The sequence below is a fragment of the Burkholderia sp. Ac-20349 genome, from assembly GCF_017104865.1.
In the GTDB taxonomy this organism is placed as follows: domain Bacteria; phylum Pseudomonadota; class Gammaproteobacteria; order Burkholderiales; family Burkholderiaceae; genus Burkholderia; species Burkholderia aenigmatica.
In genome coordinates this window covers 46,684-67,099 of the sequence record NZ_JAAGPM010000001.1, presented here as the reverse complement: position 1 = coordinate 67,099, position 20,416 = coordinate 46,684, and the positions used below count along the sequence as shown (strand labels likewise).

Sequence of the window (20,416 nt, the reverse complement as noted above, 5' to 3'; positions counted from 1 at the left end):
GTTCCGGTGGACGCCAAAAGCGAGCGCTTGCCTGGTCAGCCGTCGGATAACCGCTTATTTTAACTGAGATTTTGCATATTCCGCCAGCTTTCCGGCGAGATCGCCGACGGCCGCGAGCGCATCGGCCCAGCGGGCCGCGTTGGCGTCCAGTGCCGCACGGTGCTGCCAGAAATCGGCCCAGTCGGGCGTGCCGACGCCGTTCCAGGCATGCCAGAACCGCTCGAGTGCCGCGCGCGGCGCGTCCGCGAGGCCGGCCGACAGGTGCGCGAGCGCGGCATCGAGCTTCGGCAGGTGCACGTCGTCGGCCTGCGGGTAGATGTGCCACACGAACGGCTTGCGTGCCCACTGCGCCCGGACGAACGAATCCTCGCCGCGCACGAAATTGATGTCGGCCACCCACAGCAACGGATCGTAGTCGGCCTGGGGGACGAACGCGAGCCCGTGAGCCGTCAGGTTACCGCTGTTCGCATGCGTGCCCGCGCAGAACGACTCGACCCCGAAAAAGCGCGCGACGGCAGGCGACACGCGGCCGGCCGGCACGAGTGCGACGACCGGCGACGGGCCGTCGCGCCACTGCGCGAGCAGCGCGTCGACGGCCGGATTCTCGTAGGCGAACAGGCTGACGACCGTGGTGCCGGGGGCCGGCGGCGGGCCGCCAGTCGCGCGTCGCCACCAGGCGTCTTGCGCCGCGGCGTCGGTCTCGAAGGCCGTGCGGCGCGTATCGAGATCGTGCTCCTTCAGGACGCCGCCGGTGCCGGCCGACAGGCCTGGGAAGAAAAACGTCTTCAGCAGCGGGTAGCGCGGATGCGGCGACGGCCGCAGATGGAAATCGGCGACCCAGTCCTCGGCGCTCAGGTATTCGAGGTTGATCCACACGGGGCGACGGGCGCGGCGTGCCATCGCCGCGAGATACGCGCCGGGCAGCTCGCACGCGAACGCTTCGATCACGACATCGGCGATCTCCAGCGCGTCGCCGACTTCCGCATGCCAGTGCTCGACCACGATCGCGTCGACCGTCTGGCGCCCCGCGTCGGGATCGACCCCGGGCAGCAGGCGCGCGAACGTGCGCAGGTCGTCGACGAACAGGCGAACCTGCCAGCCGTGCTCGTGCGCGAGCTGGCGCGCGACGCGCCAGCAGACGCCGATGTCGCCGAAATTGTCGACCACCGTACAGAAGAGGTCGCAGGCGATCGGTTCGCCCGGCGGGAGCGGTGCGGCGGGCAGGGGGGCAGCGGTGGTGCGTGGCATCGAAGCGGGGCGGTGAATGCTCTAAACTGGCGATTCTAATAGACCCGTTCCGCGTTACAAGGCGCCCGGATCACGCATGACATCCCCTGAAGCTTCCGATACCCCGTTCGAACCGAAGAAGATCCTCGCGCAGCTGCCGCACATGCCCGGCGTCTATCGCTATTACGACACGGCGGGCGCCGTGCTCTATGTCGGCAAGGCGCGCGATCTGAAGAAACGCGTATCGAGCTATTTCACGAAGACGCAGCTGTCGCCGCGTATCGCGATGATGGTCACGCGCATCGCGCGCATCGAGACGACCGTCACGCGGTCGGAGGCCGAGGCGCTGCTGCTCGAGAACAACCTGATCAAGGCGCTCGCGCCGCGCTACAACATCCTGTTTCGCGACGACAAGTCGTATCCGTACCTGAAGCTCACCGCGCACCGATTTCCGCGGATGGCCTACTACCGCGGCTCGGTCGACAAGCAGAACCAGTATTTCGGGCCGTTCCCGAGCGCCTGGGCCGTGCGCGAGAGCATCCAGATCCTGCAGCGCGTGTTCCAGTTGCGTACCTGCGAGGATTCGGTCTTCAACAACCGCACGCGGCCGTGCCTGCTGCACCAGATCGGGCGCTGCACGGCGCCGTGCGTCGGCGCGATCTCCGACGAGGATTACGCGATCGACGTGTCGAACGCCGCGCGCTTCCTGCTCGGCCGGCAGTCCGAAGTGATGAAGGAGCTCGAGCAGAAGATGCACGCGTTCGCGGCCGAGCTGAAATTCGAGCAGGCGGCGGCCGTGCGCAACCAGATGAGCTCGCTCGCGACGGTGCTGCACCAGCAGGCGATCGAGGTCGGCAGCGACAGCGACGTCGACATCCTGGCCGTCGTCGCGCAGGGCGGGCGCGTGTGCGTGAACCTCGCGATGGTGCGTGGCGGCCGGCATCTCGGCGACAAGGCGTATTTCCCGACGCACGTCGAAAGCGCGCTGACACTCGCCGAGGGCGGTATCGGCGACGAGTCCGAGCTTGCGGAGGCGGAGGCGGCCGCCGCGGCCGTCGACGTATTGCCCGACCTGCCCGCGGAAGAACCCGGCCGCACGCGCGCCGACGCGGCGGCGTCGGTCGAGGCCGAGGTGCTCGACGCGTTCATCGCGCAGCACTATCTCGGCAATCGCGTGCCGCCAGTGCTCGTCGTGAGCCATGCGCCCGCGAGCCGCGACCTGCTCGAGTTGCTGTCCGAGCAGGCCGGCCACAAGGTGTCGCTGGTGCGGCAGCCGCAGGGGCAGCGGCGCGCGTGGCTGTCGATGGCCGAACAGAATGCGCAGATCGCGCTCATGCGGCTGCTGTCGGAGCAAGGCTCGCAGCAGGCGCGCACGCGCGCGCTCGCGGAGACGCTCAGCTACGAATGCGACGATCTCGCGACACTGCGGATCGAATGCTTCGACATCAGTCATACGATGGGCGAGGCGACGCAGGCGTCGTGCGTGGTCTACCACCATCACAAGATGCAGTCGGGCGAATACCGCCGCTACAACATCACCGGGATCACGCCGGGCGACGACTACGCGGCGATGCGGCAGGTGCTCACGCGCCGCTACGAGAAGATGGTCGAGCAGGCCGCGCAGGCGGCTGCCGCCGACGATGCGGCCGGGATCGACGGCGAGTCGACGCGCCAGGCCGAGGCGTCGAGCCTGCTGCCGAACATCGTGCTGATCGACGGCGGCAAGGGTCAGGTCGAAATCGCGCGCCAGGTGTTCACCGAGCTCGGCCTCGACACGTCGATGCTGGTCGGCGTCGCGAAAGGCGAGGGGCGCAAGGTCGGCCTCGAGACGCTCGTGTTCGCGGACGGCCGCACGCCGCTCGAACTCGGCAAGGAGAGCGCCGCGCTGATGCTCGTCGCGCAGATCCGCGACGAGGCGCACCGCTTCGCGATCACCGGCATGCGCGCGAAACGCGCGAAGGCGCGCCAGACGTCGCGGCTCGAGGAGCTCGAGGGCGTCGGCGCGAAGCGCCGGCAGCGGCTGCTCGCGCGGTTCGGCGGGTTGCGCGGCGTGGTTGCCGCGAGCGTCGAGGAGCTCGCGAGCGTCGAGGGCATCTCGCACGCGCTCGCCGAGCAGATCTACAAGCAGCTTCACTGACGCGGCCGTGCGGCCGGCTGCGTTGCCAGCGTTCTTGTGGCAGGCCGGTCGACACGGCACAATTGCGAATCCTTTACTGTCCCGCATGCCATGCCGTTCAATTTCCCGATTTTCCTGACGTGGGTACGGATCGTGCTGATCCCGCTCGTCGTCGGCGTGTTCTATCTGCCGGACACGGTGATGGGCGGCGCGCACCGCAATCTCGCGGCGGCGGCGATCTTCATACTCGCGGCGCTGACCGACTGGTTCGACGGCTATCTCGCCCGCAAGTGGAACCAGACGTCGTCGTTCGGCGCATTTCTCGATCCGGTGGCGGACAAGCTGATGGTGACGGCCGCGCTGCTGATCCTCGTGCAGATTTCGCGGGTCGACGCGGCGATCGCACTCGTGATCGTCGGCCGCGAGATTGCGATTTCGGCGCTGCGCGAGTGGATGGCACAGATCGGCGCGTCGAAGAGCGTCGCGGTGAACCAGCTCGGCAAGTTCAAGACCGCCTGCCAGATGGTCGCGATTCCGATGCTGCTGTTTTACGGGCCGCTGCCGCTCGGCGTCGCGACGATCGACACGCGCGTGTGGGGCGAATGGCTGATGTATCTCGCCGCGGTGCTGACGATCTGGTCGATGCTGTACTACATGAAGCTCGCATGGCCGCAAATTCGCGAGCGCGGGGGCGCGTGACCTGCGCCGCGGATTCGGCGGAGCAGGTTTTTTGGAAAAAGGGCTGGAAAAGCTCTTGACACACGAATGTGCCTTCGACATAATCTCGCTTCTCCGCTGCACGACGAAGTAAGTGTGTGACGGGGAAGCAGTAGCGCAGCAATACGCGGGAGTAGCTCAGTTGGTAGAGCGCAACCTTGCCAAGGTTGAGGTCGCGAGTTCGAGACTCGTCTCCCGCTCCAGATTTTTCTGGCAGCGTGTTGTACGGCAAAGCGCTGCAGATGCAGGACACATGCGGGAGTAGCTCAGTTGGTAGAGCGCAACCTTGCCAAGGTTGAGGTCGCGAGTTCGAGACTCGTCTCCCGCTCCAGATTTTATCTGGCAGCGTGTTGTACGGTAAAGCGCTGCAGATGCAGGACAATGCGGGAGTAGCTCAGTTGGTAGAGCGCAACCTTGCCAAGGTTGAGGTCGCGAGTTCGAGACTCGTCTCCCGCTCCAAGTAATGGGGAAGCCACGCTTCCCTTTTTATTTGATGGACCGATGGTCCTCGAATAAAAATCTGTCGCTTGCCTCATGGCATCCGGACAGTCCGCTTTTGGCGCGATAGCAAAGCGGTTATGCAGCGGCCTGCAAAGCCGTTTAGGCCGGTTCGACTCCGGCTCGCGCCTCCAGGTAGAACGAGATAAAGCCCCGCTTCGGCGGGGCTTTTCTTTTTCTGCGTCACTTTCGTTCCACCCGGAAAGTCGCCGAGGCGGATCGCTTGCGCATGACGTTCGCCTTTTCTCCACGACGTAAAAATCAGTGATGTCCGGATGGACGTGGCGCGTGCAGTCGACTGGTCGCCGATGCGGTCAATTTTTTGGCGCGTGTGGTACAGTCGGCAGCGGCGTAACACCACGCCTCCACTCCGCGGAAAGGGTTCACACCCAGGTCGAGCATCTCACCGCATGTTCATGCGACTCCTAGCCGATAAGCGGATACGGCTGCCTCTGGAGATCGTATGCCTCAAGATCCTCGCGCCACGGCGCAAAACGGTCACATCGACCTCGTTCGGCAGCGCAAGCGTGCCAAGCAACTTCTCAAGCAACTCCAGGCGGGAATTCCGGTTGCCGGACCGGGCGAGAACCTGCGCCGTGCGGCTTCCCCCGTGCTTGCCGACGCCCAATGGCTGATCGCGCGCGAACTGGGATTTGCCAGCTGGCCGAAACTCAAGTCGCATGTGGACGCCGTCGAGTTCGCCGCACGGCATCCGGAATTTGCCGCCAATGACACGGCAGATACCCAGCATTGGCGTTGCGGCAACGACATCGCGCATAGTCTGCGCGTAGCCGGATTTCGTGGGGAATATCACGTGTTCGCCGATCCGTACTGCATGGGCCCGGTTCCCAGGCTGGAGCCGGAGGCGTTCATCGACACGCGTTGCGAGTTCATCAGCCAGTGTTTCGATATCCCGCTGCCGGCGGTTCGACAGCGCGCGGCGACCGAGTACGGCGCGTTGTCGAAGCTGTCGCAGGCCAGGCATGCCGTACTCTGGTGCGAAGCGGATGCGTACGATCAGCTCTTCCTGATCGCCGTTCTTGCAAACATGACGCGACGGCCGGAATCGTTGGAACTGGTCGAGATCGACAGCGTGCCGGGCGTCGATCGTTTCGTCGGCCTGGGGCAACTGGCGCCGCAGGTGCTCGCATGGCTATGGCCGCGTCGACGTGAGCTGACCGACGACGCGTTCTCGCTCGCACGCGAGGCCTGGGACGCCTATCGCGATGCGACGCCGCTTGCTTGGGCGGCGCTTTGCAGGGAGGCGAGTCCCAGCCTTCCGCTGCTGGCCCCGGCACTGAGGCGTCAGTTGCAGGAGTTGCCGTCGGTGCGTGATGGCCTCGGTCTGACGGAAAGGCTCGCGCTGGAGACTATTCGCGACGGTGACGGACTTGCCTGGTCGCAGGTGTTTGCCGAGTTGAACCTGCGTCGCGATCCGCTGCCGTTCCTGGGTGACGCGATGTTTTACGCGATGATGCGCCCGCTGGTCGAAGGCGCCTGTCCGCTGATCAAGGTGCATGACGAACTGCCCGAGCGAGAAAAGTGCATCGTTGGCCTGACCCCGCTTGGCGAGCAGGTGCTGCAAGGAAAGGCGTATTGGCAGGATCACTGCGACGTGCCGCGCTGGGTGGGCGGCACGCAAATACTGCCGCGCAGCACCCATTGGGCTTTGGATGACAACTTCACACCGGTGCTGCGCCATCGTTTTGATTGAGCAGGGGCAATCGACTGATCGCGGTTCGCGATAGCCATGTCCGACCGGCTGCAATCACCTCATCGCGGATGCGGAAGTTTTTGTCCGGGTGAGCGCGAGTGGCGTTGATCGGGTTGCGTCGGCGCATAGGTTCGGCGTCGCGAGCCATGAAGCGGTGTTGGCCTGCAAAGCCTTGTGCGGGTAGGCGCCTCCAACTCGCGCTCCCGAAAAAAAGCCCCGCTTTGGCGGGGCTTTTTCGTCTCACGCGCCGGCCCTGACACGGGCAGGGTCGGAAGGGCGTGCAATTCTCCCGAATGCCTGTTCCGCCATGGGGTGGGCCGATGCCGGAAGCGCGCAACGATGCCGCTCAACCATCCACCGGCTGCGTCGGCGTGTCGAGCGTCAACTGATAGAACGCCGCGTCGAGCCACCGGCCGAACTTGAATCCCGCCTGCGTGACCGTGCCCGAGTGCACGAATCCCAGCTTCGTATGCAGTGCGACGCTCCCCGCATTGGTTGCATCGATGCAGCCGACCACCACGTGCACCTGCGCTTCGCGCGCGCGCCGGACCACTTCGCGCAGCAGCACCTCGCCAAGCCCGCGGCCGCGCTGGTCGCGATGCACGTACACGCTGTGTTCGACCGTGTATTTGAAGGCGGGAAACGCGCGGAACGTGCCCCAGCTTGCGAAGCCAAGCAGCGTGCCCGACGCGTCGACCGCGCCGATGACCGGGAAGCCGCCCGCACGCTTCGCCGCGAACCACGCGACCATCGCTTCCGGCGGACGCGGCTTGTAGTCGTACAGCGCGGTCGAGGTCGCGATCGCGTCGTTCAGGATCTCGAGGATGGCCGGCGCGTGCTCGGCCTCGCTGCAGTCGATCAGGCGCACGTCGTCGCGCTGTTTCGGGGAATTCATAGAGGCTCCTGTGGGCAGTAATGGAGTCGCGCGCACGGCGGCTGCGACGACGCGTTCATCAGGGATTCCGCACGCCGGCAGCGGCAGACGCATCGCAGATCACGACGACATAGCGCGCGGCCTGCGACGACGGATTGCTGAAAATCAGCGGCTGGTCGAGCCGCATGGCCAGACAGTCGCCTTCGTGGAGTTCGTGAAGCGCGTCGCCGAACGTGACGTCGACGCGGCCGCTGATGACCCACACCTGCTGATGCAGCGCGCTTTCGCGCCCGCCGCTGTCGTACGCGACGCGCGCACCGGGCGGGAAGTCCACCTCGACGAGCTGGATCGGCGACGGCCAGCCGGCCGGGGAGAGGTTGCGGCGCACATAGCCGGACGCCGGATCCCGCCATTCGGCCTGCTGCGCGCGGCGTGCCAGCGGTTGCGCGGGCGTGTCGTGCTGATCGCCGCCGAACAGCCCGGCCAGCGACACGCCGAGCCCGGCCGCGAGCTTGTCGAGCACGACAGCCGTCGGGCTGGCCGATGCGCGTTCGATGAGCGAGATCATCGAACGGCTGACGCCGGAGCGCGCGGCCAGCGCATCGAGCGTGTAGCCTCGCACGGTGCGCAGGTCGCGCACGCGCCGGGCGATGCGTTCGTTGATGCCGGTGTCGTCGGCAACGGCGGTGGCTGATTCTTTCATGATGGATTTATTTTCCAGCAAACTGGAATTTGCTGTCAACGGGGTGGGTGGCTGTGGGCCAACGTCTCGACGGAGTCCGAATGGCTTGCCCGGCAGTCGGGCGAGGCGTAATATACGAATCGACTATGTTTCGTTTAATTGGGGATATATGGGCATCATCAAGATTTCCGAGCACATGCACGAGCGGCTGCGCTCGACCAGCACGGCGCTGAGCCGCTCGATCAACGCGCAAGCCGAACACTGGCTGCGCGTCGGGATGCTCTCGGAACTCAATCCGGCGCTGTCCTATGGCGACATCTGCCGGATGCTGATCGAGGCCGAGGCGCGGGGCAGCGAGGCGGGGCCGGCGGAACCGGTCGAGCACGGCATCGAGCAGGTGGCGTAATGGCGAAGCGAGAAATCCCGATCCGCGGCGCCGCGGAAATCGCCAAGTCGCGCGAAGCCGCGAAGCTCGCGTCGCAGGTGCTGGAGATGCTCACCGAGCATGTGAAGCCGGGCGTCACGACCGACGATCTCGACGTGCTGTGCCGCAACTACATCGTCGACGTGCTCGGCGCGATTCCGGCCAACATCGGCTATCACGGCTATCCGAAAACCGTGTGCGCGTCGGTCAACCACGTCGTGTGCCACGGCATCCCGTCGTCGCGGCCGCTGCGCGACGGCGACATCGTGAACCTCGACATCGCGGTGATCAAGGACGGCTGGTTCGGCGATACGAGCCGCATGTATTTCGTCGGTGAACCGAACGAGCTCGCGCGGCGGCTCGTTGCGACGACCTATGAGGCGATGCACGCGGGCATTCGCGCGGTGCGTCCGGGCGCAACGCTCGGCGACGTCGGCTACGCGATCCAGCAGGTCGCGCATCGCGAAGGATTCAGCGTGGTTCGCGAGTATTGCGGGCACGGCATCGGCGATGTCTATCACGACGAGCCGCAGGTGCTTCACTACGGCCGCCCGGGGACCGGCGTGCCGCTCCGGCCGGGGATGATCTTCACGATCGAGCCGATGCTCAACGCGGGCAAGCGCGACACGCGCATGCTGGCGGACGGCTGGACGGTCGTCACGAAGGACCATTCGCTGTCGGCGCAATGGGAGCACATGGTCGTGGTGACGGAAACGGGCTTCGAGGTGCTGACCGAGGACGCGAAGCCGCAGGCGTTCCCGGCGCTGTCCGGCACGCACGCCGCCTGACGCCCGCCGGGCACCGCGAAGGGCGGTGCAGCGGCTCAGCGAAACGGGCCCCTTTGCGGGGCCCGTTTCATTTTGGTTTTTGTCCGAGGTCGCGCGGCGCGATTCACGCGCGAACGCGGCGGCCGGCTGCTCGGTGGAGGAGTGCGGCCTGGCCGCGGCTCAACCGCGCGCCTTTTGCCATGCGGATTCGACGAACACGCGGCACAGTGCTTCCATCCCCTGGCGGTCTTCGTCGTCGAAGCGCGCGGCAACCGGGCTGTCGACGTCCCACACGCCGATCAGCGTGCCGTCGCCGGCCACCAGCGGCACGACGATTTCGGATTCCGATGCCGCGTCGCATGCGATATGGCCGGGGAAGTCATGCACGTCGCGCACGACCTGCGTTTCGCGCGTCTGCGCGGCCGTGCCGCATACGCCCTTGCCGAGTGCGATCCGCACGCAGGCGGGCTTGCCCTGGAACGGCCCGACCACGAGTTCCGTTCCGTCGAAGAAGTAGAAGCCGGCCCAGTTGAGACGGTCGAGCGAGTGATAAACGAGTGCGGCGAAGTTGGCCGCGTTCGCGGTCAGGTCGCGTTCGGACTCGACGAGCGCGCGCGCCTGCTCGACGAGCGTCGCGTAGTGATCGGCCTTGGAGGCGTGGGTGTCGTTGGACAGCGTGAACATGGCGGGAAAGCGGTCAGGGTTGTGGAATGCGCGATGCGCGTACCGCAGTCTACGGCACGCGCGCCCGGTTTGCAGCGCCTGGTCACGTGTGACGCGGCGCGCTCAATCGGGTTCGAGTTCGGCAAACCGTTCCGCCAGAAAGTCGAGCAGCGCGCGCACCGCGGGCAGCAACCCCCGGCGCGACGCGAACACCGCATGGACGATCTCGCGGCGCGGCGCCCAGTCAGGCAGCATGGTCGTCAGCTCGCCGCGCGCGACCTCATCGCGCACCATCATCGTCGGCAACTGCACGACGCCGACACCTGCGACGGCCGCCGCGCGGAGCGCGAGCATGCCGCCCGTCACGAAGCGCGGCTGGTGATGGATTTCCGCGTGAGCGCCGTCCGGCCCGCGCAGCCGCCACACGTGCGCGGACTGCGGGACGCCGTGATCGAGGCTGGGCAGGCGCGCGAGATCGGCGGGAACGGCCGGTGCACCATGCTCGCGCAGCAGCGCGGGGCTCGCGACGAGGCACTGGCCGCGCTCGGCCAGCACGCGCAGCGCGAGATCGCTGTCTTCGAGCGGCGGCGGGCGTACGCGGATCGCGACGTCGATCCCTTCGCCGACCACGTCGACGCGCCGGTTGGTCGCTTCCAGATGAATTTCGACGCGCGGGCACGCGATCATGAACGCGGCGATCATCGTGCCGACCAGCGAATCGAGCAGCACGATCGGGCAACTGACGCGCACGATGCCGCGCGGCTCCTCGTGCAGCAGCGCGATCGCCTCGTCGGCCGCATCGGCCTCGACGAGCATCGCGCGGCAATGTGCGTAATAGGTCTGACCGACGTCGGTGACCGTGAAGCGGCGCGTCGAGCGCTGGATCAGCCGCATCCCGAGCCGCGCCTCGAGCAGCGCGATGCGGCGGCTCAGCTTCGACTTCGGCATGTCCAGCGCCCGCCCGGCCGGTGCGAAGCCGCCGTGTTCGACGACCTGCACGAAGTAATAGAGATCGTTCAGATCCCGCGCTTTATCGTTCATGAAATGGAACGCTGAGTGCGATTTTGGCAGTCTACCGGATCGATCGTTCCACCACTATATTTCTACCCAGGATGCGAAACACGTGTTTCGCCGCAATTCGGAGAAAGCAATGAAGAAGATCCAGGGTGTGTACAGTGCGCCGCGCGGCCATTGGGTCGGCGACGGTTTCCCGGTGCGTTCGATGTTCAGCTACCAGTCTCACGGCGCGCACCTGAGCCCGTTCCTGCTGCTCGATTACGCCGGCCCGGCCACGTTCGAGCCGGGTTCGCCCTCGACGCCGCGCGGTGTCGGCCAGCACCCGCACCGCGGGTTCGAGACCGTGACGATCGTCTATGACGGCGAGGTCGCGCACCGCGACTCGACCGGCGCCGGCGGCGTGATCGGCCCGGGCGACGTGCAGTGGATGACGGCCGCAAGCGGGATCCTGCACGAGGAATTCCACTCGGAAGGGTTCACGAAGAGCGGCGGCCCGCTCGAAATGGTGCAGCTGTGGGTGAACCTGCCCGCCGCGGACAAGATGGGGGCGCCCGGCTACCAGACGCTGCTGAACGCCGACATCCCCGTGGTCGAACTGCCGGACGGCGCGGGGCATGCGCGGATTATCGCGGGTGAACTCGACGGTCGGCGCGGCCCGGCCCGCACGCATACGCCGATCGACGTGTGGGACGTGCGGCTCGTCGGTGGCGGCCATGCGCGCTTCCCGGTCGCCGAAGGGCGCACGCTCGCGGTGGTCGTGCTGAGCGGTACCTTGCAGGTGAACGGCGAGACGGTTGCCCGCGAAGCGCAGTTCGTGCAGCTCGGCCGCGACGGCAGCGACGTCGAGATCGAAGCGAACGGCGACGCGAAGCTGCTGATCCTGAGCGGCGAACCGATCGACGAACCCGTCGTCGGTTACGGGCCGTTCGTGATGAACTCGCAAGCGGAGATCCGCACCGCGATCGAGGATTTCAACAGCGGCCGTTTCGGCCAGATGCCGGCATGACGGACAGGCCCCGCGCAATGCGGGGCTTTTTTTTCGCGCGCGGGCAGTCGGTCGCGCGGTGAGTGCGCTTCGAGGCATAATCGACGATTGCCGCGCGCCGGCCGGCGCGCCCGAATCAGAAAGAACCGACCATGAACGCATCTGCATCCGCCGCATCCCCAAGCGCCGCCGATCTCGACTGGCGCTGGAAATCCTTCGACGCACTGACGGCGCGCGAAGTCTATTCGATCCTCGAAGCGCGCAGCGCGGTGTTCGTCGTCGAGCAGAACTGCGTGTATCGCGACATCGACGACGCGGACCAGGCCGCATGGCACCTGGCCGCCTTCGATCCGGCCGGTCGCCTGGCCGGCTATCTGCGTGTGCTGCTGCCCGATGCGCAGAACACCGACGTACGCATCGGTCGCGTGCTGACGACCGCCGCGTTTCGCGGCGCGGGCCTCGGCAACGGGCTGCTGTCGCGCGCGCTCGAACATATCCGCGCGCAGTGGCCGGATACGCCGGTGAGCCTGCATGCGCAGGCCCACTTGCAGCGTTTCTATGGGGCATTCGGCTTCACGCCGAGTTCGGACGTGCACGACGAGGACGGCATCCCGCACGTGTGGATGAGCAGCGCGCGCGCGTAATGCGCTACGCGCCGCGCAGCTGTCAGGGCGCGGCGTGTGCGACCGATGGCCGGTCCGTGCGCTGCGCGGCCCGTTCGCCGATCAGGCGGCCGCGGGCGGACAGCCGCAGCCAGTGCCGCAGCGCGATCAGCGCGCCGATCACGCTCATCATCGAGCCGGGAATCCACAGCAGCAGGCCGCCGATCTGCTGATCGCGCAGCGGGCTCAACCACGTGAACGCGCGGCCGCAGATCGAATAGATCGGATACAGCTCGTGCGGCGTGAAGAAGATCAGCGCACCGAGCGCGATCTGCGGCGGGATCGCCGCGACGACGATCAGGATCCGGCGGCCCGGCGACAGCCGTGCGGGCGGCGCGGGACGCGGATCGACGACGAGCCACCAGAACAGCAGCCCGTCGATCACCATGCTCCAGTTCATCACGCGATAGAGACGCCAGTCGAGCATCGCGATGAAGTGGATCGGCGACAGCAGCCAGAAATAGATCAGTCCGACGAACAGCACGACTGCGACGACGGGATGGAACACCACGTCGAGCGTCGCGCGCACGGGTGCCCACGCGAGCGCGGGGCGCACGAAACGCTGCCGCCAGCGAAACGGGATGCCCGCGCGAATCGCCGCGCCCGGATAGGACAGCGCGATGAAGAACGGCCCGAGGTGGTGCAGCACGAGGTGCTGCGCGCGGTGCAGGAAGAACTCGTGCTCGAAGAAATAGTCGAGCCGCGTATGCAGCGCGATGTAGAGCGCCGTCAGCCCGAACCAGAACGAGAACTGCCGCAGCGGCGACACCTTCGCCTTCTTCACGCCGCGCGCGAACAGCACGGCAGCGGTCAGCACCGCGATCACCACGGTGGGCGACGGTTCCCACGGATCGAGCCAGTACAGGACGTTCATCGCGCGCGCATCACTTTGCCTGGGCCGGCGACTTCACGGCGAACGGCGCATCGACCGTTTCGCCGTCGGAGAATTTCAGGCGCAGGTGCACGGTGTCGCCCGGCTTGATCGCGTGCTTCGGCTCCTCCAGCATGAAGTGGTAGCCGCCTGGTGCGATGTCGACCTTGCCGCGCGCGGGGATCGTCAGCTTGTCGACCATTTCCATCTTCTGCGTCGAGCCGTTCGAGACGGTCTGGTGCAGCATCGCCATGCCGTAGTCGGGGCTGTCGACGTCGACGAGATCGACCGGCTTGTCGCTCGTGTTCACGAGCGTCACGTAGCCGCCGGCGGGCAGCTTGTTCGGCAGCCAGCGCACCCATGCGTTCTGCGCGGTGATCGCGCCGGCGGCATACGCGTGGGCGCCGGCGCACAGCGCGGCGAGGAGGGCGAGCGTCTTGAGTGTCGTTTTCGTTTTCATGTCGGGATGAATTCAGGTCGTGGAGGCGGTGTCGATGATCCGGCGCACATCGGCGGCGATGGCGTCGGGCGAGTCGCGGTCGGTCGCAAGCAGGCGCGCGCGGCCGCTTGCGTCGAAGATGTAGACGGCCGAGCTGTGCGTGACTTCGTAGCCGCCGGACGGATCGCGCTTTTCCATCTGATACGCGACGCGATAGCGTTTCGCGAGCGATTCGATCTGGCGGTCGGTGCCGGTCAGGCCGCGCGCATGCGCGGCGTCGAACGCGGCGACGTACGATTGCATCGCCTGCGGCGTGTCGCGCGCAGGGTCGACCGACACGAACAGGATGCGCACGTCGTTTGCCTGCGGGCCGAGCTTCGCCAGCACTTCCATCAGCCGCGCCATCGTTTCGGGGCAGACATCGGGGCAGTGCGTATAGCCGAAGTAGACGAGCGCGACCTGGCCGTGGAACGCATCGGCGTCGACGGGATGGCCGTCGCCGCCCGTCAGCGTGAACGACAGGTCGGGCAGGTGGCCGGTGACGTTGGTCAGGTTCCAGCGCGGCTCGTCGTGCGTGCACGCGGCGAGCGCCACGGCGGCGGCAAGGGCCGCGGCCGTGCGGATGAAGCGGGAGAAGCGCCGGGGCGCAGTGCGGGCAGACGACATCCTGGGGCTCGATCGGACGAAATGGTGGCCGGCCGGCGCGGCGCCATGCGTCGCGCGGCAGGCGGTTGCGACTGTAGCGCAATTCGCGCGCCCGCGTCCTTTCGAAACCCGTAAGCTGCGGGCGAGCGGGGCAATATGTCGCAGTTGACGCAGGCGGCGGCGCGAGACCGGCGATGCACCGGTTTCGCCCATCTCGATGCGCAGGCGCGGTAAGATGCGCACAATTCCATTCGCGCAGCGGCGGCCCGCGTTTGCCGGCCGGCCCTCAGACTATCGAATCGATGCAATCCGTTCCGGCTTCCCTGTCCCTGACCGATACCGCGTTCTTCTTCGACTTCGACGGCACGCTCGTCGAACTGGCGCCGACGCCCGACAGCATTCATGTTCCGCCGTCGCTGCTGACGATGCTCGACGAGCTGCGGCGTCGCTCGCACGGTGCGGTCGCGATCGTGTCCGGGCGCGGCATCGACAACCTCGACACGTTCCTGAAGATGCCCGGCCTGCCGATCGCCGGCCTGCACGGCGCGGAGCGCCGCGATGCGAACGGCGACACGCAGCGCATCGGCTTCAACGACGAACGCCTGCTGCGCATCGAGCGCGAGCTGGCGGCCGTCGTCGACCGTCATCCGGGCATGCTGCTCGAAATCAAGGGCGCGGCCGTCGCGCTGCACTACCGCAACGCGCCCGAGCGCGAGGCGGCGGCGCGCGCGGCCACCGAGCGCCTCGTCGCCGACTATGCCGATGCGTATGTCCTGCAACCCGGCAAGATGGTGTTCGAGATCAAGCCGAAGGGCGTCGACAAGGGGCGCGCGCTCGCCGCGTTCCTCGACGAGCCGCCGTTCGCGGGCCGCTTGCCGCTGTTCGCGGGCGACGACCTGACCGACGAGAAGGGCTTCGCGGTGGTCAACGCGCGCGGCGGGGTGTCGATCAAGGTCGGCGCGGGCGAGACGTCCGCCCGCACGCGGCTCGATTCGGTCGACGCGCTGCATGAGCAGATCGCGCGCTGGCTCGGTGCGGGGCAGCCGGACGCATGAGTCGCCTCATCATCGTTTCAAACCGCGTCGCGCCGATTTCGGAAGGCGAACCGGCGGCGGGCGGTCTCGCGATCGGTGTCTACGATGCGCTGAAGGAGACGGGCGGCATGTGGTTCGGCTGGAGCGGCGAAGTCGTCGCTGCCGGCGCGCCGCAGATTCGTGTCGAGGAACACGGGCCGGTCACGTTTGCGACCATCGGCCTGTCGCGGCGCGATTACGACCAGTATTACCGCGGCTTCTCGAACGCGACGCTGTGGCCCGCGTTTCACTACCGCACCGACCTGATCCAGTACGACCGTCACGAGTTCGAGGGCTATAGCCGCGTGAACGTGTGGCTCGCCCAGCAGCTCGTGCCGCTGCTGCAGGATGACGACGTGATCTGGGTGCACGACTATCACCTGATCCCGTTCGCGCGCGCCCTGCGCGCGGCCGGCGTGAAGAACCGCATCGGCTTCTTCCTGCACATCCCGTTTCCCGCCGCGCAGGTGCTCGTCAACGTGCCGCCGCACCGGGCGCTCGTCGAGTCGCTGTGCGCGTTCGACCTGCTCGGCTTCCAGACCGCCCCCGACCTGCGCGCGTTCTGCGACTACGTCGAATCCGAAGCCGACGGCGTGATCGAGCGCGACGGCCGCCTGGCGACGGTGCGCGCATTCGGCCGGACGCTGCGCGCGGCCGCCTATCCGATCGGCGTGCATCCGGACGAGATCGCGTCCCTCGCGAAGGCCGGCGAGCACGGCAAGGCGGTGCGCACGCTCGCAGCATCGCTGCGCGGCCGCAAGCTGATCATGAGCGTCGACCGGCTCGATTACTCGAAGGGGCTCGTCGAGCGCTTCCGCGCGTTCGAGAAGCTGCTCGAGCACGAGCCGTCGCATCGCAATCGCGTGTCATTCCTGCAGATCGCGCCGTCGACCCGCGCGGAACTGCGCGCGTACCAGGACATCCGCCTGCAGCTCGAAGGGGAGTCGGGGCGCATCAACGGGCGCTTCGCCGAGCTCGACTGGGCGCCGATCCTCTATATCCATCGCCAGTACGACCGCCAGTTGCTCGCGGCGCTGTACCGGCTCGCGCGGGTCGGCTACGTGACGCCGCTGCGTGACGGGATGAACCTCGTCGCGAAGGAGTACGTATCCGCGCAGGATCCGGACGATCCGGGCGTACTCGTGCTGTCGCGCTTCGCGGGCGCCGCGCGCGAGCTGACGGGGGCGCTGATCGTCAATCCGATCGATATCGACGGGATGGCCGATGCGTTGTCACAGGCGCTGACGATGCCGCTCGCCGAGCGGCGCGCGCGTTATACGGACATGATCGCGCAGCTTCGCGAGAACAACGTGTCGGTGTGGCGCGACAACTTCCTGCGCGACCTGCAGCACGTGTAACCGGCGGGTCCCCGTGCAATGAAAAAAGCCGCAGTGCGCGAAGCACTGCGGCTTTTTTTGTCGGCCATGACCGGTGCGTCAGGCCACGCGTTCGCCGGGCGGCGTGCTGCCGTCGGGGGCGTGATGGCGGCCGTGCTGTTTCGCGAGCAGGTCGCGGTACAGGCCCGGGCGGTTGCGCAGCACGTCGGGCGGGCCGTCGTCGATGACCTTGCCGTTGTTCATCACGATGATCCGGTCGAAGTTGCGCAGCGTCGACAGGCGGTGCGCGATCGCGATCACCGTGCGGCCGACCATCAGGCGGTCGAGCGCGCTCTGGATCGCTTCCTCGGAAGCGCTGTCGAGCGCGGATGTCGCTTCGTCGAGCAGCAGGATCGGGGCGTTCTTCAGGATCGCGCGCGCGATCGCGATGCGCTGGCGCTGGCCGCCCGACAGCTTGACGCCGCGGTCGCCGACGATCGTGTCATAGCCTTCCGGCATCGCTTCGATGAATTCCGCACAGCGCGCGTCGCGCGCGGCCGCGAGCACTTCGTCGCGGGTCGCCTCGGGGCGGCCGTACGCGATGTTGTCGTAGATCGTCCGGTGCAGCAGCGAAATGTCCTGCGGCACGAGCGCGATCGCGTGGCGCAGGCTGTCCTGCGTGATCGTCTTCACGTCCTGGCCGTCGACCTGCACGACGCCGTCCTGCGTGTCGTAGAAGCGTTGCAGCAGCGCGAGCACGGTCGACTTGCCGGCGCCCGACTTGCCGATCAGGCCGACGCGCTGGCCCGGCTCGATATGGAGGTCGAAGTGGTCGAGGATCGCGCGGCGGTGCGGATACGCGAACGTCACGCGTTCGAAGTCGACGCGGCCGCCCTTGGCCGACAGCGGCTGCGCATCGGAGCGGTCCGGCATCCCGTGCGGCTCGAGCAGCGTCTTGACGGCTTCCGACAGGCGCGCGACGTGCTGCGTGACGTCGACCAGCGCGACCGCGAGATCGCGCGTGCCATGCAGGATCGTGAAGCCGAGCGAGCTGACGAGCACGATGTCGCCCGACGTCGCGCGGCCCTGGTCCCACAGCCACAGCGCCCAGCCGAGCAGGCCTGCGGACAGCATCGCGGTGATCACCGCGTGCAGCAGGCGCAGCTTTTCGAGATAGAGCAGGCTCTGCTGGCGTGCATCCATCTCGGCCTTGACCGTTGCGCCGAAGCGTTTCTGTTCGCGCAGCGTCATCCCGAACGCACGCACGAGGCCCATGTTTCCGATCACGTCGACGAGCTCGCCGTCGACCGCCGCGGCCTTCGCCGCGAACGCATGGTGGCGGGCCGAGCCGCGCCCGGCGAGCTTGAACAGGATGACGGAAAGCACGGCCGAACAGCCGAGCAGGCCGGCGGCCATCAGCGGATTGACGACGATGATCATCAGGATCGCGCCCATCACCGCGATACACGGCGGCAGCACGTTCCACGCCATCGTGTTCTCCGACGTGTAGACCGCGTTCGACGTGGCCGTGATGCGGCTTGCGAGCGTGCCCGGCTGCTTTTCGGAGTAGTAGGTCGGCGAATGGCCGATCAGGTACTGGAACAGGTCGCGCCGCAGGTCGCCGGTGACCGCGACGAATGTATGCGCGGCGACCCAGCCGCCGACGCGCCACAGCAGGTTGTCGGCCGCGATCAGCCCGACGAGCAGCGCGAATGCACTCCACAGCGGGCCGGGGTGATGACGCCCGGTTGCCAGCACGTCGATCAGGTGCTTGATCGCGTACTGCGAGCCGAGCGCGCAGCCGACGGCGGCCAGCACGCTGCAGAGCACGATGAGGTGGGCGACGGGATGAAGGCGAATGTAGCGGAACAGGAACGCGATCGGCCGGTGCGCGTAGCTCGACAGCTTCGCGTTGTGGGCGTTGCGCTGGGCAGGGGTGAGAGATTCCAAAATATGCGTGCGGTGATTCGGTGAGTGAGCGTGGCGGCTGGATCGCAGGCCGGCGTTCGCCCGGACTGAATAATCCGGCATTGTAAACAAGGCCGCGTGTCGCGCTGCGCGAATCTTGCCTTGGCCAGGGGCTCGCGATCGATTTTGAGATAAAATCCGGCATCCCGTCCTGCCTCATGTGCCGGAATCACGCTGCCGGCAGTCACGGGTGCAAGGAACGCCAAAAGGGCCTTCCACTCTAGAACGGACACCCAAGTCCGCGGGTTGCAAAGTGTTGCACCTTTGTAACAAAGTAAAGTGTTTGAAATGTTGTGCGCCGTATCAGGATTAACCCTAGATAATCGGCTCCGGGTTCGATTCCAGGTTTTTTACGAACCCCTGTCAACGGGTCTTCGTTTCAAACGTTCTATGCCTGTCGCGTCGCCGACGCTCCTTGAGCAGCGCGGGTTCGACGCCCCCGGCAGGCTGATTCGTCCGATCTTCGGACGAAATGCATCCAGCCCGGACCGCCGGCAGGTTGCCGACCCATACCTGGTTTTTAGCCGATTTTTTAGGAGTTACGCATGCGAATCGCCCAAATCGCTCCGTTGCACGAAGCGGTGCCCCCGAAACTGTACGGTGGTACCGAGCGAGTGGTGTCCTACCTCACCGAAGCACTCGTCGAGATGGGGCATGACGTCACGCTGTTCGCGAGCGGCGATTCGCAAACTTCCGCGAAGCTCGAAGCGTGCTGGCCGCAGGCGCTGCGCCTCGACCCGACGATCCGCGACGTGATGGCCCCGCACATGCTGCTCCTCGAGCAGGTGCGCCGCCGCGCGGAAGAGTTCGATGTCCTGCACTGCCACATCGACTATTACCCGTTCTCGCTGTTCTCGCGCCAGCCGGTCCCGCATCTGACGACGATGCACGGCCGTCTCGACCTGCCGGAACTGCAGCCGATCTTCAACGCGTTCAGCGACGTGCCGGTCGTGTCGATCTCCGACAACCAGCGCATCCCGCTGCAGCAGGCGAACTGGCTGTCGACCGTCTATCACGGCCTGCCGGAAAACCTGCTGACGCCGATCCCGAACGTGAAGCCGAGCTATCTCGCGTTCCTGGGCCGCATCTCGCCGGAGAAGCGCGTCGACACGGCGATCCGCATCGCCGAGCAGGCTGGCCTGCCGATCAAGATCGCCGCGAAGCTCGACAAGGCTGACCGCGCGTACTACGAAGAGAAGATCAAGCCGCTGTTCGCGCTGCCGCACGTCGAGTACATCGGCGAAATCAGCGAGTCCGAAAAGACCGAATTCCTGGGCAACGCGCACGCGCTGCTGTTCCCGATCGACTGGCCGGAGCCCTTCGGCCTGGTGATGATCGAGGCGATGGCCTGCGGTACGCCGGTGATCGCGTTCAAGCGCGGCTCGGTGCCGGAAGTGATCGACAACGGCGTGTCGGGCTTCGTCGTCGAAGACGAACTGTCGGCCGTCGCGGCGCTCAAGCGCCTCGATACGCTGCCGCGCGAGAAGGTTCGCGCTGCGTTCGAAGCCCGCTTCTCGTCGAAGGTGATGGCGCAGAACTACGTGAAGGGCTACGAGGAACTGCTGCGCCAGAAGCGCCGCACGGTGCTCCGCGAAGTCAACGCAGGCTGATTGCGGGCCGCCGCCGCGCTGCGGCGCGCGGCTTGCCATCGACGCCCCGTCCGGGTTCCCGGCGGGGCGTTGTCACATCCGCGGCGCGGATCTGTTGTATTCTCGCCGCGCCCGACGCCGCGAACGGCCCCCGAAGTAGCCCGGCATG

At 66.7% G+C, this 20,416-nt stretch carries 19 protein-coding genes and 4 tRNA genes; 14 read left to right on the top strand and 9 right to left on the bottom strand.

The window, feature by feature from the left end:
* Positions 1-54 precede the first annotated feature (54 nt).
* Positions 55-1,248 (bottom strand): elongation factor P maturation arginine rhamnosyltransferase EarP, encoded by a 1,194-nt coding sequence (gene earP / locus G3N61_RS00295; RefSeq protein ID WP_205821084.1) that lies wholly within the window; start codon positions 1,246-1,248, stop codon positions 55-57.
* Positions 1,249-1,324: 76 nt separating this feature from the next.
* On the opposite strand from earP, the gene uvrC reads away from it, so the two are divergent.
* The 7 genes from uvrC (at position 1,325) to G3N61_RS00260 (ending at position 6,272) form a co-directional block, all read left to right on the top strand.
* Positions 1,325-3,364, top strand: a complete 2,040-nt coding sequence (gene uvrC / locus G3N61_RS00290) for an excinuclease ABC subunit UvrC (protein ID WP_043182009.1) — start codon at positions 1,325-1,327, stop codon at positions 3,362-3,364.
* A gap of 90 nt (positions 3,365-3,454) precedes the next feature.
* On the top strand, positions 3,455-4,042 hold the full coding sequence (gene pgsA / locus G3N61_RS00285; protein WP_011351424.1) for a CDP-diacylglycerol--glycerol-3-phosphate 3-phosphatidyltransferase: 588 nt from the start codon (positions 3,455-3,457) through the stop codon (positions 4,040-4,042).
* Positions 4,043-4,187: 145 nt separating this feature from the next.
* Positions 4,188-4,263 (top strand) — tRNA-Gly (locus G3N61_RS00280).
* Positions 4,264-4,315: 52 nt separating this feature from the next.
* Positions 4,316-4,391, top strand: a tRNA-Gly gene (locus G3N61_RS00275).
* A gap of 52 nt (positions 4,392-4,443) precedes the next feature.
* A tRNA-Gly gene (locus G3N61_RS00270) sits at positions 4,444-4,519 on the top strand.
* A gap of 99 nt (positions 4,520-4,618) precedes the next feature.
* Positions 4,619-4,692 (top strand) — tRNA-Cys (locus G3N61_RS00265).
* A gap of 329 nt (positions 4,693-5,021) precedes the next feature.
* Positions 5,022-6,272, top strand: coding sequence for a DUF1835 domain-containing protein (locus G3N61_RS00260; protein ID WP_205821083.1), 1,251 nt, complete (start codon positions 5,022-5,024; stop codon positions 6,270-6,272).
* Between the two features lie 346 nt (positions 6,273-6,618).
* On the opposite strand, the gene G3N61_RS00255 is transcribed toward G3N61_RS00260, so the two are convergent.
* Complete coding sequence (locus G3N61_RS00255; RefSeq protein ID WP_089450162.1) at positions 6,619-7,167, bottom strand: GNAT family N-acetyltransferase; 549 nt, start codon at positions 7,165-7,167, stop codon at positions 6,619-6,621.
* Between the two features lie 58 nt (positions 7,168-7,225).
* The gene (locus tag G3N61_RS00250) at positions 7,226-7,849 is read right to left on the bottom strand and encodes a helix-turn-helix domain-containing protein (protein ID WP_205821082.1); all 624 of its coding nucleotides are present in this window, start codon (positions 7,847-7,849) and stop codon (positions 7,226-7,228) included.
* A 148-nt stretch (positions 7,850-7,997) separates the two neighbouring features.
* On the opposite strand from G3N61_RS00250, the gene G3N61_RS00245 reads away from it, so the two are divergent.
* Entirely contained in the window at positions 7,998-8,234 is a 237-nt protein-coding gene (locus G3N61_RS00245; RefSeq protein WP_205821081.1) for a ParD-like family protein, read from the top strand.
* Positions 8,234-9,040 (top strand): type I methionyl aminopeptidase, encoded by an 807-nt coding sequence (map, locus tag G3N61_RS00240; RefSeq protein WP_175025893.1) that lies wholly within the window; start codon positions 8,234-8,236, stop codon positions 9,038-9,040. The genes G3N61_RS00245 and map overlap by 1 nt, the downstream gene beginning before the upstream one ends.
* Positions 9,041-9,199: 159 nt before the next feature.
* On the opposite strand, the gene G3N61_RS00235 is transcribed toward map, so the two are convergent.
* Both G3N61_RS00235 and G3N61_RS00230 read right to left on the bottom strand, forming a co-directional pair.
* A complete protein-coding gene (locus tag G3N61_RS00235; RefSeq protein WP_043182019.1) occupies positions 9,200-9,703 on the bottom strand; it encodes a GAF domain-containing protein in 504 nt (167 codons plus the stop codon).
* Positions 9,704-9,805: 102 nt separating this feature from the next.
* Positions 9,806-10,723, bottom strand: a complete 918-nt coding sequence (locus G3N61_RS00230; protein ID WP_205821080.1) for a LysR family transcriptional regulator — start codon at positions 10,721-10,723, stop codon at positions 9,806-9,808.
* A gap of 109 nt (positions 10,724-10,832) precedes the next feature.
* On the opposite strand from G3N61_RS00230, the gene G3N61_RS00225 reads away from it, so the two are divergent.
* Positions 10,833-11,705 (top strand): pirin family protein, encoded by an 873-nt coding sequence (locus tag G3N61_RS00225; RefSeq protein WP_043183104.1) that lies wholly within the window; start codon positions 10,833-10,835, stop codon positions 11,703-11,705.
* 131 nt (positions 11,706-11,836) lie between these two features.
* Positions 11,837-12,328, top strand: coding sequence for a GNAT family N-acetyltransferase (locus G3N61_RS00220; protein WP_089450166.1), 492 nt, complete (start codon positions 11,837-11,839; stop codon positions 12,326-12,328).
* 22 nt (positions 12,329-12,350) lie between these two features.
* On the opposite strand, the gene G3N61_RS00215 is transcribed toward G3N61_RS00220, so the two are convergent.
* From G3N61_RS00215 to G3N61_RS00205, 3 genes are read right to left on the bottom strand one after another with little or no spacing between them, the layout of a single operon-like run.
* Positions 12,351-13,220 carry a cytochrome c oxidase assembly protein gene (locus tag G3N61_RS00215; protein ID WP_043182025.1) on the bottom strand — a complete coding sequence of 290 codons (870 nt, stop codon included), beginning with the start codon at positions 13,218-13,220 and terminating at the stop codon, positions 12,351-12,353.
* Positions 13,221-13,230: 10 nt separating this feature from the next.
* Positions 13,231-13,677, bottom strand: coding sequence for a copper chaperone PCu(A)C (locus G3N61_RS00210; RefSeq protein ID WP_011351435.1), 447 nt, complete (start codon positions 13,675-13,677; stop codon positions 13,231-13,233).
* Positions 13,678-13,689: 12 nt separating this feature from the next.
* Complete coding sequence (locus tag G3N61_RS00205) at positions 13,690-14,322, bottom strand: SCO family protein (RefSeq protein WP_043182027.1); 633 nt, start codon at positions 14,320-14,322, stop codon at positions 13,690-13,692.
* A 281-nt stretch (positions 14,323-14,603) separates the two neighbouring features.
* Between G3N61_RS00205 and otsB the strand changes: the two genes are divergently transcribed.
* The gene (gene otsB / locus G3N61_RS00200) at positions 14,604-15,356 is read left to right on the top strand and encodes a trehalose-phosphatase (RefSeq protein WP_043182030.1); all 753 of its coding nucleotides are present in this window, start codon (positions 14,604-14,606) and stop codon (positions 15,354-15,356) included.
* Positions 15,353-16,732: an alpha,alpha-trehalose-phosphate synthase (UDP-forming) gene (otsA, locus tag G3N61_RS00195; RefSeq protein ID WP_043182032.1), complete on the top strand. Its 1,380-nt coding sequence runs from the start codon at positions 15,353-15,355 to the stop codon at positions 16,730-16,732. The genes otsB and otsA overlap by 4 nt, the downstream gene beginning before the upstream one ends.
* Positions 16,733-16,810: 78 nt before the next feature.
* On the opposite strand, the gene G3N61_RS00190 is transcribed toward otsA, so the two are convergent.
* Entirely contained in the window at positions 16,811-18,640 is a 1,830-nt protein-coding gene (locus G3N61_RS00190) for an ABC transporter ATP-binding protein (protein ID WP_043182035.1), read from the bottom strand.
* 563 nt (positions 18,641-19,203) lie between these two features.
* On the opposite strand from G3N61_RS00190, the gene G3N61_RS00185 reads away from it, so the two are divergent.
* Positions 19,204-20,268, top strand: coding sequence for a glycosyltransferase family 4 protein (locus G3N61_RS00185; protein ID WP_043182037.1), 1,065 nt, complete (start codon positions 19,204-19,206; stop codon positions 20,266-20,268).
* The last annotated feature ends 148 nt before the right edge of the window (positions 20,269-20,416 follow it).